This is a genomic window from Nocardia vinacea NBRC 16497 (genome assembly GCF_000308835.1).
Classification (GTDB): domain Bacteria; phylum Actinomycetota; class Actinomycetes; order Mycobacteriales; family Mycobacteriaceae; genus Nocardia; species Nocardia vinacea.
Genome location: NZ_BAGN01000006.1, coordinates 68,334 through 85,033, shown reverse-complemented (window position 1 = coordinate 85,033; position 16,700 = coordinate 68,334). Strand labels below are relative to the sequence as shown.

The following is a 16,700-nucleotide window of genomic DNA, read 5'->3' as shown; positions in this document are numbered from 1 at the left end:
TGACCGAACGAATGCGTCACGCAACTCGAACTCGTCGTCGCTCCGACTCGCGTAAGTGGATTCGGCGACGCTGCACCGGCAATCGCGCGGACGCCACGACTCCCGTGGCCGACGCGAATGGTCCAAAACGGCTCGGTGACTACGGCTCTTCGGTCAGCTGCGAATCCTCGTCTGTCGGCGCGACCGAGGGGATCGCGGGAGCACGTGGGGGTGGCGGGGTTGGGGTCGATGCCGTGGTCGGGGCGACGGTGGTTCCGGGCGCGAGCGCGCCCTCGGGCACGGCGCTTCCAAGCGGGACGTTACCGTCCGGCACGGCGCTTCCAGGCGGGACGTCGCCGCCGGGCGGCGCGCTCGCGGGCGCGGCATTGCCGGGTGCGGCACTCTCAGGCACGGCGTTCGTGCCACCGGGCACTGTGCTCCCGGGTGAGCTGTGCACACCGGGCGGTACCGCACTTCCGGGCGCCGCGCTTTCAGGCGCGCCATTCGCAGCACCGGGCACTGCGCTCTCGGGCGTGCCATTCGCGCCGGGTGGTACGGCGCGCCCGTTACTGCCCGGCAGCACGGTGCCGCCGGGCTTGCCCTCGTGCGCATCCGGCACCAGCTGCATCAGCGTCGTGAAGTCGACGACCTGGGCACCGAGCGTCGGTGTCGCGATGATGACGCCGTTGGTGAAAAGCCGGTAGGTACCGCCGTTTTGGGGTAGCGCCATTTCGGGGCCGAGCGGCTGGCCGACCGCGCTGCTCGCACCGCCGATCCGGCGGTATTCGGCATCGATCGGGGATTCGGCGACGAGAGTCTGCTTGCGGGGATCCACCGGATTACCCGCACCGACCACCGGGGTGCCGAGTTCGGCGGGCGTCGGTCCGACATCGAAGGCGTAGATATCGGCCGGTTCGCCACCGTCCGGTGCGGAGGAGTACTCCGAACGCAGGATTCGGCCGTCCCGCAAAAGCACCGTCCCCGCGGTCGATGCGATGGCAGCGGCCGCGCGCGGATCCTCCTTGGCAGTGCCTGGATACTCCTGGCAGTCGGTGGTATCGCAAGTCTGCGCGTATGGGTAGCGATGCTCGGCCAGCGCGTACGAACGTGCCGCGATCGCTTGTGCGCGAAGGGCTTCCGTCGCTCCCTTGTCGACCCAGTTGGCCTGCACCTCGGCCGGGACGACACCGAGCAGATAGTCCTCGACATCGACGCGATTCACCGTGCGCGCCGCACCGTTTTCCATGGCAACACCGAGTGAGCCGCGATATGCCGAACCACCGCACAGCGTCAGATGTTCGGCGGCGGGACGGTTGGGCCGCGGGTTGAGCGGATAGATCCACGGGTCGGCGGTCGCCCGCTGCCACAGCACCGCACCGTCACAGCCCATCGTGACAACCACATTCGCGCCGCCGTCGGGTAGCGCGGTGAGATGCGCGACCTGGCCGCGCGGCAGCATTTGGCCCGCGACTCGCAATCCGGCGTCGGCATAGGCGTCCAGCGTCGAGTCGTCCTGGGTGAACAGCCGCACCCCGACGGTGGTCGCCGAGATTTTGCTGAGCGTCGCGCCCGGGTAGTAGCGATCGAGGATGCGTTCGGCAGCCCAGCCTTCAAGGGCACTGTCGAACGCGCCGACCTGACTCATACCGCGCCCATGGCCCGGTCCGGCCAACGGACGGACAAGCGCGTCGGTCGGCCAGACCCAGAACGCGAGTATGGTGCTGGCCAGGACGGCCGCACCACCGGTGACCAGCATCGGACGGATGGAAATCGGAGTTCCCGATATCCGCTGCCCGCCAATTCGTTCGCGTGATGCATTCGTTTTCACCCGCAATTTTCGCTCCCCGCGCGTCGTGTCATTCCGGTGCCGTCTACTTCGCATCCGTTCACTCCCACGGTTTTCCAGGACCCGATCGGTTCGATACCTGTCGGCATGTCGTTCCATCCGGTCGCAAATCGAGAGCTACATTCGAGCAATCACATAATCCCTCAATCAGAGGTTTAGACCTGTGACAGTTGTGAACTAGTGTGATCGTTGATGCATCAGGAAGCAACCCTGACATTCATGCAGATGATCGCTCGGTTCGACCTGATTGGAGATGCTCGTGCCGTACCGCAAACCGAAACGTTCCTACGTGCTCCCGGTTGTCACCACACTTGCGGTAGCGGCTCCGCTCGCGACGTTCACGCTGAGCGATTCGACCGATTACCGCTCGACAACCGGTAGCGAGCTCACCGCAATCCCCGCGCAATTGGCCGAGGTGGTTCTCACCACGGCGCCCGACATCACCCTTCCGCTACGCGAACTCACCGGTCTCGACCTGCCTGATCTGCATCTTTCGGATCTACGCATGCTGCCGATTCCGGAATCCATTCCGGTTCCCCAGGGTTTGCCACTGCCACCCGGTGTCGAGCTACCGAAGGAAATTCCACTACCCAAGCTCGATCCCGGACAGAGCACACCGAGCCAATCCGTTCCCGGCCAATCACTGCCCGGCCAAACGGTCCCGGGCCAATCACTACCTGGCCAAACCGTTCCGGGCCAACCGCTGCCCGGCCAAACCGTTCCGGGCCAACCGCTACCCGCCCAAACCATCCCAGGCCAACCACTACCTGGCCAAACCATCCCAGGCCAAACCATCCCAGATCAGGGCTCAACCCCCGGTCAACCGACCCAAGGCCGGTCCCCAGCCGTCGCCTTCATCGCCGATCCCACCCAGCTCGAGCCCGACGTCACCCCCGACACACCGGCACTGTCACCTGGCGCCGTCCCTCCGGAACTCCTCAGCCAGGTGGGCGCGCAGGTCAAGGAGCTCAGCCGCGATACCCCGTTCAGCGTTGTCGCGCTGACCGCGCACGATCTGGTGAATACCAAGGCGTTGGTCCGGGCCCGTCAGTCCGATGGCATGTGGGGTCCCTGGTACGACACCGAGGCCGTCGATACCCGTCGCAACGATCAGGCGATCGGCGGCACCACCGGCACCGAGCCGATCTACGTCGGCAATACCCAGTCCGTGCAGATCCTGGTGACCCGCAAGCCTGCCGTGGCGGCCGCACCGCGTCCCCCCGTCGCGGGTGACGCGGAGGGCGCCGTGCCGATGCTGCCAACCCCGGCGGCCGGACGTTCCGATGATCCGGCCCAGACCGCCGCCGCACTGACGGCCGTGTTGATCGATCCGGGCCGCGGCGCGATCGACGGCGCGCTCAACAATGTCGCCGCGGCGCTCCCCGGTGGCGGACCCAATGTCATCACCCGATCCCAGTGGGGCGCGGACGAATCCATCCGCTGCGAGGAACCCACCTACGACGACCAGCTCGGCGGCCTCACCGTGCACCACACCGCGGGCCGCAACGACTACACCCGGGCCGAATCGGCGGGCATCGTCCGCGCGATCTACACGTATCACGCAAAGACCTTGGGCTGGTGCGATATCGGCTACAACGCACTGGTCGACAAGTACGGCCAGATCTTCGAGGGCCGCTTCGGCGGACTGGATCGCCCGGTGCAGGGCGCGCACGCAGGTGGGTTCAACGAGAACACCTCGGGTGTCGCACTGATGGGCAACTACGAATCCGAGGAACCGTCGGAAGAGGCGATCAATGCGATCGGCCGGTTCATCGGGTGGCGGTCCAAGATCGCGGGCCTGGATCCCAAGGGCTACACCACGATGTATTCCGAGGGCACCGACTTCACCTCGTATGCGCAGGGTGAGGCGGTCCGGCTGCCGGTGGTGTTCGCGCATCGCGACGTCGGCAATACCAGCTGCCCCGGTGACTCCGCCTACGCCGATATGGACCGCATTCGGGATATCGCAGCGGGGATATCGGCACCGTCCGGCATGTCCACCAAGCCGCAACAGCAGGCACAGGCGCCGACAACCCAGCAACCGCAGACCCAGACCGACCCGCAGACCCAGACCGATATCGCCACGCTGGCCGCACTCACGGCCAAGCTGCTCGGCATGGTGAATCAGAATGCGATCGCCAAGCACTGGGCCGATAAGGGCGGTCCGGATGGCCCGCTCGGCGCGGCGGTGTCGGAGCCGCTGCCCGCCGCGCAGGGGCAGCAGTACGCGAAGTTCGTCAACGGGTACGTCTATACCGGCCCGAACGGTCAGGTGTTCGAGGTGATGGGCGCGATCCTGGATCGCTTCCTCGCCCTCGGCGGGGATGCCGGGCTTCTCGGGCTGCCGATGAGCAACAGCTACTCGGTGCCGAACGGGCTGCGAACCGACTTCCAGTACGGCTCACTGATTCTCAACCAGCTGACCGGCATCATCACCACCGTCCGGAAGACCTATAACGACACTTACCAGCAGCAGGTCAACCGCAACCCGGTCGGCCAGGTTATCGCGCCAGGCCCCGAACCAGTCCCCGCACCGGCCAGCTGACCGGAGCGTTCACACCCACCAGCGCTCGAGCACTTGCGCCACACCGTCTTCGGAGTTCGCCGCCGCAATCTCGTCCGCGGCGGCGAGCGCCTCCGGATGCGCATTGGCCATCGCGACGCCATGGCCGACCATGGTCAGCATCGGAACATCGTTGGGCATATCGCCGAATGCGATGATCGCCGAATGTTCGACACCGAGGCGTTGGGCGACGATAGCCAGGCCGGACGCCTTCGTGACGCCGGGCGCGGAGAGTTCGATCAGTCCGTGATCGGTCGAGTAGGTGATATCGGCGCGGTCGCCGATCAGCGGTGCGAGGACCGCGCGCATATCGGCACTGGGGGCGCCGCGTAGTCGGACCAGCATCTTGATCGCGGGCGCATCGATGACCTCGGCGCGCGAAACCTCGGTGTCATCCGGATTCAGCCAGGCATGTTCGTATTCCGGTGAGCTCACGAATTGCGGCGTCACCGCGTCGTGCGCACTGGCGCCGACGCGTTCGGCGGCCAGACCACAGCCGGGCAGTGCGCGTTCGGCCAGGTCGGCGATCCAGGCCAGGGTGTCCACGTCCAGGGTCCGGCTGGCGAGCACGCGGTCGGCGGCGCTGTCGTAGATCACCGCACCATTGCCGCAGACGCACAGCGGCGCATAACCCAGCCCGTCGACCACCGGATCGATCCAGCGCGGCGGGCGTCCGGTGGCCAGCACGAACGGCACCCCGTCGGAGATCAGAGCAGCCACGGCCGTCTTCGTTCGCGCGGTGACCCGCTCGTCGTGATCGATGAGGGTGCCGTCCACATCGGTGGCAACCATCTTCGGCTTGGGCAGGTGCAGGCGCGTCACCTATTCCATCCTGCCGGAAGACCATCTCGGCGCGGTCGCGGCTATCACTGCGATGGCGGTCGCCGCCACGGGGAGTCCTCGGCCTTCATCGTCGGGTCGGACTGCCGTTCAGCCAGATCTGGTGGTGCAGAATCCGGTGCTGCCTGCGGATTCGCTCCCCATTGCGGCTGCGCGCCTGCCTGATCGGCACCTGCTTGCGGATACGGGGGAACATCGGCTGACGGACCGTATTGCGGATAAGGCGACGGCGGATACGGTGGATACCCGGCCGGTGGTACAGCAGGACCGGACGGATACCCGGCCGGAGGCACAGCAGCACCAGACGGATACCCAGCCGGAGGCACAGCAGCACCAGACGGATACCCAGCGGTTGGCACAGCAGGTCCGTACGGATACATGGCCACCGACGGCGCGGCTACCGGGTTGTAGTTGAGCCAGCGCGTTGTCGGGGGCACGAGGGCGAGCACCGCGGTCGCGATCGGGAAGATCAGCCCGAACAGACCACCGATGCCGCCGCCGATCTCAGCCGCGCTCCCGCCCGAGGTGGTGTAGTGCAGGGTTACCGCGTACTCCGTGATCCCCGCGATCACCACCACCGCGCATCCGGCAACGACGAGCACCCGACCGAGCGGCCGCCTGGTGAACATCATGACCGCACCGACCCCGAGTAGGAACGCCGTGACCACCGCGATCGAACCGGTCACCAGCAGGTAGGTCTTGATCCAGCTCTGCGCGAACAGGCCGGTCGAGTCGTATTCCGACAGATCACGGGCCAGGTCGGTGAGCCCGAGCACGATATTGAAACCACCGCCGAGCAATTGGCCCGCACTGCCGATACTCGCCAGCACACCGGCCGTGATCGCGGTGCCGCCACCAGGTGCTGGTGCCGGAGCCGATGGATAAGGCTCATATTGCGGATAACTCATGAGTCCCCCTTAGAGCGCCGGGAAAAGCCTGGACGCACCGTCTCGACAGAATAAAGGACATGCCGATCTCACGCGTGTCACGCACGCTCGCACGCACGTCCTTATGATCAGGGGCTAATACTCGATGCTGGCCCGACCAGCCGTAGGACCAGAGGACTGATGACCGGCTTCCTGCTACGACGCGCGCTCAATTATGTCGTGCTGTTGCTGCTGGCTTCGTTCCTGACGTTCAGTCTGGCGTCGCTGACGTTTCGACCACTGGACAGTCTCGAACAACGCAATCCGCGCCCACCGCAATCAGTGATCGACGCGAAGGCCGAGGAGCTGCATCTCAACGATCCGATCCCGCAGCGCTACATCGCCTGGGTGAAAGGCGTGGCGCACGGCGACTTCGGTAACACGCTCGCCGGTCAGCCGGTCAGCGACGAGCTCGGCCGTCGGATCGCGGTGAGCCTGCGGTTGCTGATCGTCGGCTCGGTGATCGGCACGGTCCTCGGTGTCCTGATCGGAGCCGCCGGCGCGATCCGGCAATACAGATTCAGCGACTACTTCACCACCATAATTTCGCTACTCATCCTGAGCACCCCCGTGTTCCTGCTCGCGACATTGCTGAAATACGGTGCGCTGGAAGTCAATTCGATAACTGGGCAGCAGATATTCCTCTATACCGGGGAGACCTCGGCCAACGCGGTCGCCGGTTTCGGCGCTCAGTTCATAGATCGGCTCCAGCACATGGTGCTGCCGACGCTGGCACTCGCGCTGGGCGGTATGGCGGGCTACAGCCGCTACCAGCGCAATGCCATGCTCGATGTGTTGCAGAACGATTTCATCCGCACCGCCCGCGCCAAGGGCCTCACCCGCAGTAAGGCGCTGTACAAGCACGGTCTGCGCACCGCGTTGATCCCCATGGCGACGCTGTTCGCGTATAGCTTCGGTGGACTGATCACCGGTGCGACCTTTACCGAGAAGATCTTCGGTTGGCACGGCATGGGCGAATGGCTGGTCGACTCGATCAACGCCCAGGACCTTTATCCCGTCGTCACGATCACCGCATTCGCCGGATTGGTAGTGCTGTTGTCCGGCCTGCTCTCCGATGTCGTGTACGCGATTCTCGATCCCAGGGTGCGTGTTTGATGACCGAAGCCGAGATCATCGTTCAGGGCGCGCCCTCGGTCGCCGCTGCGGGCAGGCGCAAGTTGGTCTGGCGACGCTTCCTGCGCAACAAGCCAGCGGTTGTAGGCACAATCATCCTCGTCGCGATGTTTATCGCCGCCTTCGCGTTACCGTCGTTGCTGCCCTACGACTACCAGCAGCTCGACTACACCTCGCTACTCAAACCACCAAGTGGCAAACACCCGTTCGGTACCAACCAGATCGGTCAGGATGTGCTCGCGCAGACCATGCGCGGACTGCAAAAGTCTCTCATCATCGGGTTCTGTGTTGCGATCTTCAGTACTGTCATCGCCGCGCTGGCCGGGGCGGTGTGCGGACTGCTCGGCGGCTGGACCGACCGGGCCATCATGTGGCTGGTCGATCTACTGCTCGTGGTGCCCAGCTTCATCATCGTGGCCATCTTTGCCCCGCGGACCAAGGGCAGTGGCTCGATCCTGTTACTCATCGTCCTGCTCAGCCTTTTCGGCTGGATGATAAGTGCACGGATCGTGCGTGGGCTCACGATGAGCCTGCGCGAACGTGAATTCGTCCGGGCGGCACGGTATATGGGGGCGCCGACCAGGACCGTCATCCTCAGCCACGTGCTGCCCAACATCGCATCGATCCTGATCATCGACACAACTCTCAATATCGGCGCGTCGATCATGGCCGAAACCGGCCTGAGCTACCTCGGTTTCGGAGTCCAGAAACCGGACGTCTCGCTCGGCTCGCTCATCGCAGACGGCACCAAATCGGCACTGACCTACCCGTGGCTGTTCCTGTTCGCCGGTGGCCTGCTGATCATGACGGTGTTGTGCGCGAATCTGGTCGGTGACGGCCTGCGCGACGCCTTCGATCCCAGCGCCGCGCGGGCCAGGTCGAAGAAGAAGGCGCAGGCATGATCCCGGAGAAGAATTCGACCGCGCCATTGCTCGAGGTCACCGATCTGCGGGTCTCCTTCCCCAGCGAAGAGGGCCGCATCGACGCGGTCCGCGGCGTGACCTACACCGTCTCCGATGGTGAAGTCCTGGCGATCGTCGGCGAATCGGGGTCGGGCAAATCCGTATCATCGCTCGCGGTTATGGGGCTGCTGCCGGATCAGGCACGGGTCAACGGATCCATCCGCTTGCGCGGTCGCGAACTGCTCGGGCTCGGCGATCGGCAGATGTCGCGGCTGCGTGGCAGTTCCATCAGCATGGTCTTCCAGGATCCGCTTTCGGCACTGACCCCCGTCTACCGGGTCGGCGAGCAGATCACCGAAGCCCTATTGGCGCACGGCTCTACGAACAAGGCCGACGCGAAGCGACGCGCGGTGGAACTGCTGGAACTCGTCGGCATCCCTGATCCAGAACTGCGCGCGCGGGCCTTCCCGCACGAGTTTTCCGGCGGTCAACGCCAGCGCGTCGTCATCGCCATGGCGATCGCCAACGATCCCTCGCTGATCATCTGCGACGAACCGACCACTGCGCTCGACGTCACGGTGCAGAAGCAAATCCTCAACCTGCTGCGCAAGGCACGCGATATCACCGGCGCAGGCGTCATCATGATCACCCATGACATGGGTATCGCGGCCACTCTGGCCGACCGGGTCGCTGTGATGTACGCCGGACGGATCGTCGAAACCGCACCAGCCGATGAACTTTTCAGCGCGCCACGGATGCCCTATACGGTCGGACTGCTCGGTTCGATCCCGCGGATGGACGGCCCGGCCCGCTCGCCGCTCATTCCGATAGTCGGCGCGCCGCCCGCAATGCACGCACTGCCGAAGGGCTGCTCGTTCGCGCCACGATGCCCCATCGCGATCGACGACTGCCGTGCGGCCGAACCACCGTTGGAGAAGACGAATCCTGGGCACGCCGCCGCCTGCATTCGCACCGCCGAGGTCGGCACCGCCGACCTCTTCCAGGCGTACCGCAGTGAGGTCGCCGAACCACAGGCAGAGGCAGAGGCAGCCGTCGATACCGGTGTGGTGCTTCGCGTTTCCGACCTGGTGAAGACTTTCCCTATTACCTCCGGCGTCGTGTTCCGACGCAACAAGGGCGAGGTGCGGGCCGTCGACGGCATCAGTTTCGAGGTGCGGTCGGGCCGCACGTTAGCACTGGTCGGCGAGTCCGGGTCCGGCAAATCCACCACACTCACCCAGATTCTCGACCTGGTCCGACCGGAATCGGGAACCATCGAAATCATGGGCAGCGACGTCGCGACCCTCACCAAGACCCAGAAGCGCGCGATCCGCAGGAAGATGCAGATCGTGTTCCAGGACCCGACCGCGTCGCTGGATCCGCGCCTGCCGATCTTCGACGCGCTGGCCGAACCGATGCGCATCGACGGGCGATCGCGCACCGAAATCGCACGTCGAGTACCGGACCTGCTGGAACAGGTCGGGCTGCGCCCCGAGCACGCCGACCGATACCCCGCGGACTTCTCCGGTGGGCAGAAGCAGCGCATCAGCATCGCTCGCGCACTGGCGCTCGACCCGGAGATGCTGGTACTGGACGAACCGGTGTCGTCATTGGATGTCTCGATCCAGGCGGGCGTGCTGAACCTGTTGCGCAACCTGCAAACCGAACGTGGACTGTCCTACCTGTTCGTCTCACACGACCTGTCCGTGGTGCGCAACCTGGCCCACCACATCGCGGTGATGTATCGCGGCAAGATCGTCGAATCCGGTCCCGCCGAGCAGATTTTCGCGGATCCACGGCACGCGTACACCCGCGCGCTGATCGACGCGGTCCCGGTTCCGGTCGTCAGCCAGTAGGGAGAGCGCGATGCGGATCCGATCGAGCGGAATGCGGTGGGCTGATCCCGCACTGCACGTAACGATCTCGAAGGTCACCGATCTGCGGGACATCGCGCCCGCCACCCACGATCGGATTCGTGAAATGACGATGTCGAACGCGCGGAACACGCCGCTGCGCACTCGATTCGCTGTGCCGCTATTCGCATTTGGGCTGGTTTTCGCCGGATGTTCCAGCGCGGATGAGAGCGCGCCCGAAGGATCGGTGGCCGAACTCGGCACAACGAGCGATATCAATCCGCATGACGTCGACGCGCTACGTGACGGCGGCAACCTGCGGCTCGCGCTGACTGCCCTGCCGGAGAACTGGAATGCCCTGCACACCGACGCCTCGGGCGAGGTCGGTGCGCTCGAGCGGCCGATGATGCCGCGGGCATTCCGTACCAGCGCCTCCGGCGAATTCTCGGTCAACACTGACTATTTCACGGACGTCGAGCTCACCAACACGAACCCACAGCAGGTCACATACACGATCAATCCCAAGGCGGTCTGGTCCGACGGCAGCCCGATCACCTGGGAGGACCTCAGATCCCAGGCGGCAGCGCTCAGCGGTGCGGACAAGAGCTACCTGATCAAGCTGACCAATGGCTTCGACCGGGTCGAGAAGGTCGAGCGCGGCACCAACGAACGGCAGGCCGTCATCACCTTCAAGCAGCACTACGCCGAATGGCGTGGCCAATTCGCGGGCAACAGTTTTCTATTCCCGAAGTCGGTCACCGAATCACCGGAGGCATTCAACAAGAGTCTGCTCAACGACATCACGCTGACCGCGGGACCCTTTCTGGTGCAATCGGTGGATCGGGCCCAAGGCCGAATCGTACTGAGCCGCAACCAGTTGTGGTGGGGCGACAAGCCCAAGCTGGACACCATCACGTTCTCGGTGCTGGCCAGCGAAGCATTGATCCCCGCGTTGCAGAACAACGAGATCGATGCGGTAGGAATCTCCTCTATCGATGACATGAGGACCGCACGCAGCACTGTCGGCATCGCTATCCGACGCGCGGCGGGCAATAGTTGGTCGCACCTGAGCTTCAACGGATCGCCGGGCTCGATCGTGGCCGATCCCGCGGTACGCGTGGCCATTTCGAAGGCGATCGATCGCCAGGGCATCGCGAACGCGGTACAGAATGGCCTGGTGGCGGCGCCGAGACCGTTGAACAACCATATCTTCGTCGACGGTCAGGTCGGCTACCGCGACAACAGCCTGCCCTACGATCCAGAGTCCGCAGCCAAGGAACTCGACGCGCTCGGCTGGAAGCTGAACGGCGATGTGCGGGAGAAGGATGGTCGCAAGCTGGAAATCCGCGATGTTATGTACAACGCCCAGCAGTGGGTGCAGATCGCGCAGATCATCCAGCAGAACTTGGCCCGGATCGGCGTAAAGTTGGTCATCGATACCAAGCCGGGCCCTGGCTATTTCACCAATGTGATCAAGCCTGGCGACTTCGACGTGGCGCACTGGATCTGGCAAGGCGATGCCTTCCCCCTCAGCAGCATCCCACAGGTGTACGGCTACAACCCGACCGAACTACAGGGCAACTACGGCCGGATCGGCACGCCCGAGATCAACGATCTGATCGAGCGGACCCTCGCCGAACTCGATCCGAACAAGGCGAACGACCTCGCCAACGATGTGGACCGCAAGCTGTTCGAGATCGGCTTCTCTGTTCCCCTCGTACAGTCCACCGGCAATGTTGGCGTGCGTGCCGATCTCGCCAATTATGGTGCTCCCGGCCTGGCCTCCTACGACTACACCAAGATCGGCTTCCTGAAGTAACTACGCAGCACGTCTGCTGGAAGGAGCGACCCATGCGGCTTCGTTCATCGGTAACCCGCCTCGCGGTACCCCTGCTCGCCATCGGATTGATAGCGACGGGGTGTGGTGCGGACGACGAGAGCGCACCCGAGGGCTCCGCCGCCGCGCTCGGCACGACCAACGACATCAACCCCCGCGATGTCGCCGACCTGCGTGACGGCGGCAATCTGCGGCTGGCGATCTCCGCGTTCCCAGCGAACTGGAACACGCTGTCCAACGATGGAAACGACTTCGAGATCGCTTCCCTGGAGCGGCCGATGATGCCGCGTTCTTTCAGAACCGATGCCGCCGGTCAGCTGACGATCAATACCGACTATTTCACCGATATCCAGCTCACCAACACCAGCCCGCAGCAGGTCACCTACACGTTCAATCCTCAGGCGGTCTGGTCCGATGGCACTCCGATGACCTGGGAAGACATTCAATCGCAGGCCAACGCGCTCAGCGGAAACGACAAAGCTTTCCTTATCGCGAACAACAGTGGCTTCGATCGCGTGGAGAAGGTCGAGCGCGGCGTCGACGATCGACAGGCGGTCATTACCTTCAAGCAGCATTTCGCCGAGTGGCGGGGCCAGTTCGCGGGCAACTCGTTCCTGTTCCCCAAGTCGGTCACGGGCACACCGGAAGCATTCAACAAGAGTCTGGTCGATGCCATCACGCTGACTGCCGGTCCGTTCCTGGTGCAGTCCACAGATAGGGCACAAGGCCGGATTGTGCTCGGCCGCAACCCCAAATGGTGGGGCGCCACTCCGAAGCTCGACACCATCACCTACAGCGTTCTGGATTCCAAAGCTCAGCTGCCCGCGCTGCAGAACAATGAGATCGATGCGATCGGCATCGGCACCCGCGACGAACTGAAAACCGCGAAGAGCACCCCCGGTGTGGCGATCCGGCGCGCGCCCGGTAACAGCTGGAGCCATTTCACCTTCAATGGTGCGCCGGGCTCGATTCTTGCGGATCCGAAACTGCGCGTCGCCATCTCGAAAGCCATCGACCGCCAGGGGATCGTCACCGCGATGCAGAACGGACTGGTCGAGAACCCGAAGCCGTTGAACAACCATGTCTATATCCAGGGGCAGGCCGGATACCAGGACAACAGCCTTGGCTTCGATGCCGCCGCCGCGGCAAAGGAACTCGATGACCTCGGCTGGAAGCTCAACGGGGATGTCCGCGAAAAGGATGGCCGCAAGCTGGAAATCCGCGACATCATGTACAACGACGACACCTGGGTGCAGATCGCCCAGATCATCCAGCAGAACCTGGCACAGATCGGGGTCAAGCTCAACATCGTGACCAAGCCGGGCAAGGGCTACTTCACCGAGGTGATCCAGCCCGGTGATTTCGATGTGGCGCAGTGGATCTGGGTCGGTGATCCGTTCCCGCTCGGCAGCCTCAACCAGATCTACGGGTACAACCCCGCCGATCTGCAGGGCAACTACGGCCGGATCGGTTCGCCGGAGATCAATGCTCTGATCGAGCAGGCGGTATCGGAACTCGATCCGGCAAAGGCGACGGAGCTGGCCAATCAGATCGACCGCAAGGTCTTCGAAGAAGGCCACTCGCTGCCGCTGATGCAATCCCCCGGAAATGTGGCAGTTCGGGACAATCTCGCCAACTACGGCGCGGCTGGCCTCGCTTCCCTCGACTACACGAAAATCGGCTTCTTGAAGTGAGTTTCGGAACAGGCCACCCACTGGCCTATCCGATCTGCGTGACGATCGGCGCCCTGGCGACTTCCCTCGCCTGGGCGCCGTTCGCCGATCCGGACCAAGTGGCGGCGCTGGCAGTCGTGGCGTTGGGGATCATTGGTTACACGGCATATCGACTGGCGGTCGCGCTGTGGATTTTTCGGATCGGATCTATGGAAACCCCACGCACCGTTGATATCTCACGGGTGCGGCAACAGCATCGTCTGGTCAGTCGATCCTGGCTCGAAATTCACGATACCGCCGAACCGCGCTGGCTTCCCGTCTATTTCGAACCCGTGCTGATGACCATTACCGCCGGGCAAGCCGACTTCACCGACCGATCCGTCCGGATCGCAGGTCATCGCGTCTACCCCTCGGGCCGCCTCCGCGATACCGAGCCCCCCGGGCGTCTCCTGGACAACCCCACCCGTCCCGACCCCGATGCCACCGCACTGACCACCACCGCTACCCGGATAGTCCGCCGCCTCCTCCTCGATGCACAAGCAACTGTCGCCGCTCCCTTCGTCGGCCTGTTTTGGGTTTACGTCGCCGGTGGTGGTCTCGGTGCCTTCACCGGCGCGGTATGCATCGCCGCAGCATCGACCATATGGTTCGCCGCTATCAGCGGCTCCGACCCCAGCTGACCGCCATTGTGCGAGAGCCTTCAACCCTCGAGCACTAGTTTTATGAGTCTGGGGTGTAGCTTTCCCGTCACCCATAGGGTCCGTTCGCCCCCGGACAGATCCACGATCAATCCATTCGCCCCGTAGCCGCTATTATCGGGCGCATTCATGAATAGGTCCCACAGATTGACCATGCCGATGACAACCCCGGTTTGCGGATCGATCTCGAATAAGCTACAGGACTGCACCTTATTCGCCCACAGAACGCCGCCGCCATAGGATAACGCGTTGAGGCCGCTGATCAGTTCTCCGCTCGGTATATGCGCCGAGATCGAGCGCACCGGACGAAGGGACCGCCGATCGCGGACGGCTATCTCAGCAGTACCATCCGATGTGTAACAGTAGTTGCCGTCTGTACACATGCCCCAACCTTCGCGGTCATATGGTACTTTTTCGATCAAATTGAGATCCGGCAGGCTCCATCGCAGGGCCACTGAATCTCGCCACGTCAACTGGACCAGCTGGTCATCAATAACACAGATGTCTTCGCCGAAAAGGTTTCCGCCGAGACGAACTCTGTTCACCACAGCAGGCCCCGTGCCGCGGTACCGGTATATCTGCGAATCACCGTGACCGCCGCTGCTCTCCAGAAGATCACCGTCGAACATCTCCAAACCTTGCGTAAAAGCAGTCGGGTTATGCGAAATCGACTGGATTACAACCGGATCGTAGATTATCAAGCTCATGCCCCCGTGGGTTGTCGACTCGTGGAGCGCAATCGTATGAACTCGGCCAGGTCGAAGCCCACCGGTCGACATCCGGCGTTGCGCAACATCAGCTCCTCGAACAGGTCGTACATAACAAGCATGTACTTCGTCGGAAGCGCCACGCCCAACGGATGAGCTTTGATGTAGTCATCGGAGACTATGCATTCACAGTACCGAGCGAAGCTTGCGGCGTGGCGCACTCCGCTCGCCGGAAAGCCTTGCTTCCGACGCCTGAGCACGGACGCCGCGGATGCGCCGAGTCTATTTTGGAGCAACTCGCGGAGCAGAACCTTTTGAGTTCGCGATTCAACATCCACCTTGGCGCCGACCGGGACCGCCATTGCCGACTGGTATACCGCGTTGTCCAAATACGGGACGCGGAGTTCCAAACCAACCGCCATCGAATACTTGTCGACCACTTCTAAATGTCGACGAACCAATGTATTACCGAGATTCGCATGAAAAGCGTGCACCCTACGATCGCGGTCCGGTCCAGCGGCTGCCTTCATTTCGACGAGCTCCAACGCGTCGTCACTGGGCCTCAGCCCCGCGTCGGCGAGCATTCGGAGCCTGCTGGAGGAGTCATCGAGATACAGCGCCGGATCCATATACTCACGGTAGCCACCGAAGAGTTCGTCAGCACCTTCGCCGATGACCGCACACTTGACATGACGCGACATGGTCAAACATAGGAAATACAGCGGAAGCCCGCCCAATGCAGCCGGCTGTTCCTCGATCAAGACCGACCGAACGATGTTGTCGAAATAATCCTGTGTGTTTATCAGGTGTTCGTGATGGTCGAGACGTAAAGATCGAGCTATGGCACGAGCTCCGGTGAGGTCACCGTCGTCTTCCCGTTCGGCGACGGTAAAGGATCGGAGTCGCTGGGGTGCCATAGCCGCGAGCAGACTGGAATCGATTCCACCGGACAGGGCGATACCGACTTCGACGTCCGCTTCGATATGCGTTCGCACAGCGGACACAAGTTCCTGTTCGAAGACTTTCTCGGCTACGGAATCACGGCCCTCCGCTACGTTGAGTACGACATTTTCCGTAGTCGAGATATGTTCGTAGCGAAGTTCACCGGCATGAATAGTCGCTCGTATTCCCGTTCCGGGCGGCACTGCCCGAACTTGTTCTACGAATGTCCGGTCGCCACACGGATGGCCGACCAATAGCCAATCCGCTATGGCGGTCATATCCACAGAAGGCCGATGGACCGGGGATTGCAGCAGCGCCTTGATCTCCGAGGAGAATAGCAGTGTTCGGGCATCAGGAGAGCGATAGATGTATAGGGGTTTAATTCCTAGTGGGTCGCGTGCCAGAAATAGCCAGTCCGGTCCTGTGATACAGAACGCGTACATACCGGACAGTTCACGAAGGCCCTGCGGGCCGTATTCAAGGAACTGCTGCAACACCACCTCTCCGTCCGTGACCGACCGGAAGTGACGCCCACGTCTCTGCAATGACGCGCGCAACTGTTGGTGGTTGTATATCTCGCCATTGAAAACGATGCAATGTCGACCGTCGGACGAGTATATAGGCTGCGCACCGCCTTCGATGTCCACAATCGCCAGCCGTGCAGCGCCTACAGAAACGTTGGGCTTGATATGCAGTCCGGTACCGTCCGGACCACGATGAGCAATACTCGACAACATCGCTGAAGTTGCAAAAGGGCGAAGTTCACCGATACCGCCTACAATTCCGCACACAGTGTCTCT

At 63.0% G+C, this 16,700-nt stretch carries 12 protein-coding genes; 7 read left to right on the top strand and 5 right to left on the bottom strand.

Annotated features, from left to right (window positions below):
• Positions 1-139 precede the first annotated feature (139 nt).
• Positions 140-1,735 (bottom strand): SpoIID/LytB domain-containing protein, encoded by a 1,596-nt coding sequence (locus ON44_RS00960; RefSeq protein ID WP_085998457.1) that lies wholly within the window; start codon positions 1,733-1,735, stop codon positions 140-142.
• A 349-nt stretch (positions 1,736-2,084) separates the two neighbouring features.
• Here ON44_RS00960 and ON44_RS00955 point away from each other — a divergent pair, with 349 nt between their 5' ends.
• Positions 2,085-4,370, top strand: coding sequence for an N-acetylmuramoyl-L-alanine amidase (locus tag ON44_RS00955; RefSeq protein ID WP_444543886.1), 2,286 nt, complete (start codon positions 2,085-2,087; stop codon positions 4,368-4,370).
• A 9-nt stretch (positions 4,371-4,379) separates the two neighbouring features.
• Here the strand turns inward: ON44_RS00955 and ON44_RS00950 are convergent, their stop codons facing one another.
• Together ON44_RS00950 and ON44_RS00945 are read right to left on the bottom strand one after the other, a co-directional pair.
• Positions 4,380-5,180, bottom strand: coding sequence for a Cof-type HAD-IIB family hydrolase (locus ON44_RS00950; protein ID WP_040685884.1), 801 nt, complete (start codon positions 5,178-5,180; stop codon positions 4,380-4,382).
• A gap of 74 nt (positions 5,181-5,254) precedes the next feature.
• Positions 5,255-6,136: a hypothetical protein gene (locus ON44_RS00945; protein WP_040685816.1), complete on the bottom strand. Its 882-nt coding sequence runs from the start codon at positions 6,134-6,136 to the stop codon at positions 5,255-5,257.
• Between the two features lie 159 nt (positions 6,137-6,295).
• Between ON44_RS00945 and ON44_RS00940 the strand changes: the two genes are divergently transcribed.
• The 6 genes from ON44_RS00940 to ON44_RS00915 all read left to right on the top strand — a co-directional run bounded on the left by ON44_RS00940 (position 6,296) and on the right by ON44_RS00915 (position 14,233).
• Complete coding sequence (locus tag ON44_RS00940) at positions 6,296-7,270, top strand: ABC transporter permease (RefSeq protein WP_040685815.1); 975 nt, start codon at positions 6,296-6,298, stop codon at positions 7,268-7,270.
• A complete protein-coding gene (locus ON44_RS00935) occupies positions 7,270-8,190 on the top strand; it encodes an ABC transporter permease (RefSeq protein ID WP_040685814.1) in 921 nt (306 codons plus the stop codon). The genes ON44_RS00940 and ON44_RS00935 overlap by 1 nt, the downstream gene beginning before the upstream one ends.
• On the top strand, positions 8,187-10,046 hold the full coding sequence (locus ON44_RS00930) for an ABC transporter ATP-binding protein (RefSeq protein ID WP_040685813.1): 1,860 nt from the start codon (positions 8,187-8,189) through the stop codon (positions 10,044-10,046). Before ON44_RS00935 ends, ON44_RS00930 begins: the two co-directional genes overlap by 4 nt.
• A 130-nt stretch (positions 10,047-10,176) precedes the next feature.
• Entirely contained in the window at positions 10,177-11,862 is a 1,686-nt protein-coding gene (locus ON44_RS00925; RefSeq protein ID WP_040685883.1) for an ABC transporter family substrate-binding protein, read from the top strand.
• Positions 11,863-11,894: 32 nt separating this feature from the next.
• Entirely contained in the window at positions 11,895-13,574 is a 1,680-nt protein-coding gene (locus ON44_RS00920; protein WP_040685812.1) for an ABC transporter family substrate-binding protein, read from the top strand.
• Complete coding sequence (locus tag ON44_RS00915; protein ID WP_245566957.1) at positions 13,571-14,233, top strand: hypothetical protein; 663 nt, start codon at positions 13,571-13,573, stop codon at positions 14,231-14,233. The genes ON44_RS00920 and ON44_RS00915 overlap by 4 nt, the downstream gene beginning before the upstream one ends.
• Positions 14,234-14,253: 20 nt before the next feature.
• On the opposite strand, the gene ON44_RS00910 is transcribed toward ON44_RS00915, so the two are convergent.
• Both ON44_RS00910 and asnB read right to left on the bottom strand, forming a co-directional pair.
• Positions 14,254-14,958: a glutaminyl-peptide cyclotransferase gene (locus tag ON44_RS00910; RefSeq protein WP_040685811.1), complete on the bottom strand. Its 705-nt coding sequence runs from the start codon at positions 14,956-14,958 to the stop codon at positions 14,254-14,256.
• Positions 14,955-16,691 (bottom strand): asparagine synthase (glutamine-hydrolyzing), encoded by a 1,737-nt coding sequence (gene asnB, locus ON44_RS47930; RefSeq protein ID WP_157187014.1) that lies wholly within the window; start codon positions 16,689-16,691, stop codon positions 14,955-14,957. The genes ON44_RS00910 and asnB overlap by 4 nt, the downstream gene beginning before the upstream one ends.
• Positions 16,692-16,700: the final 9 nt, after the last annotated feature.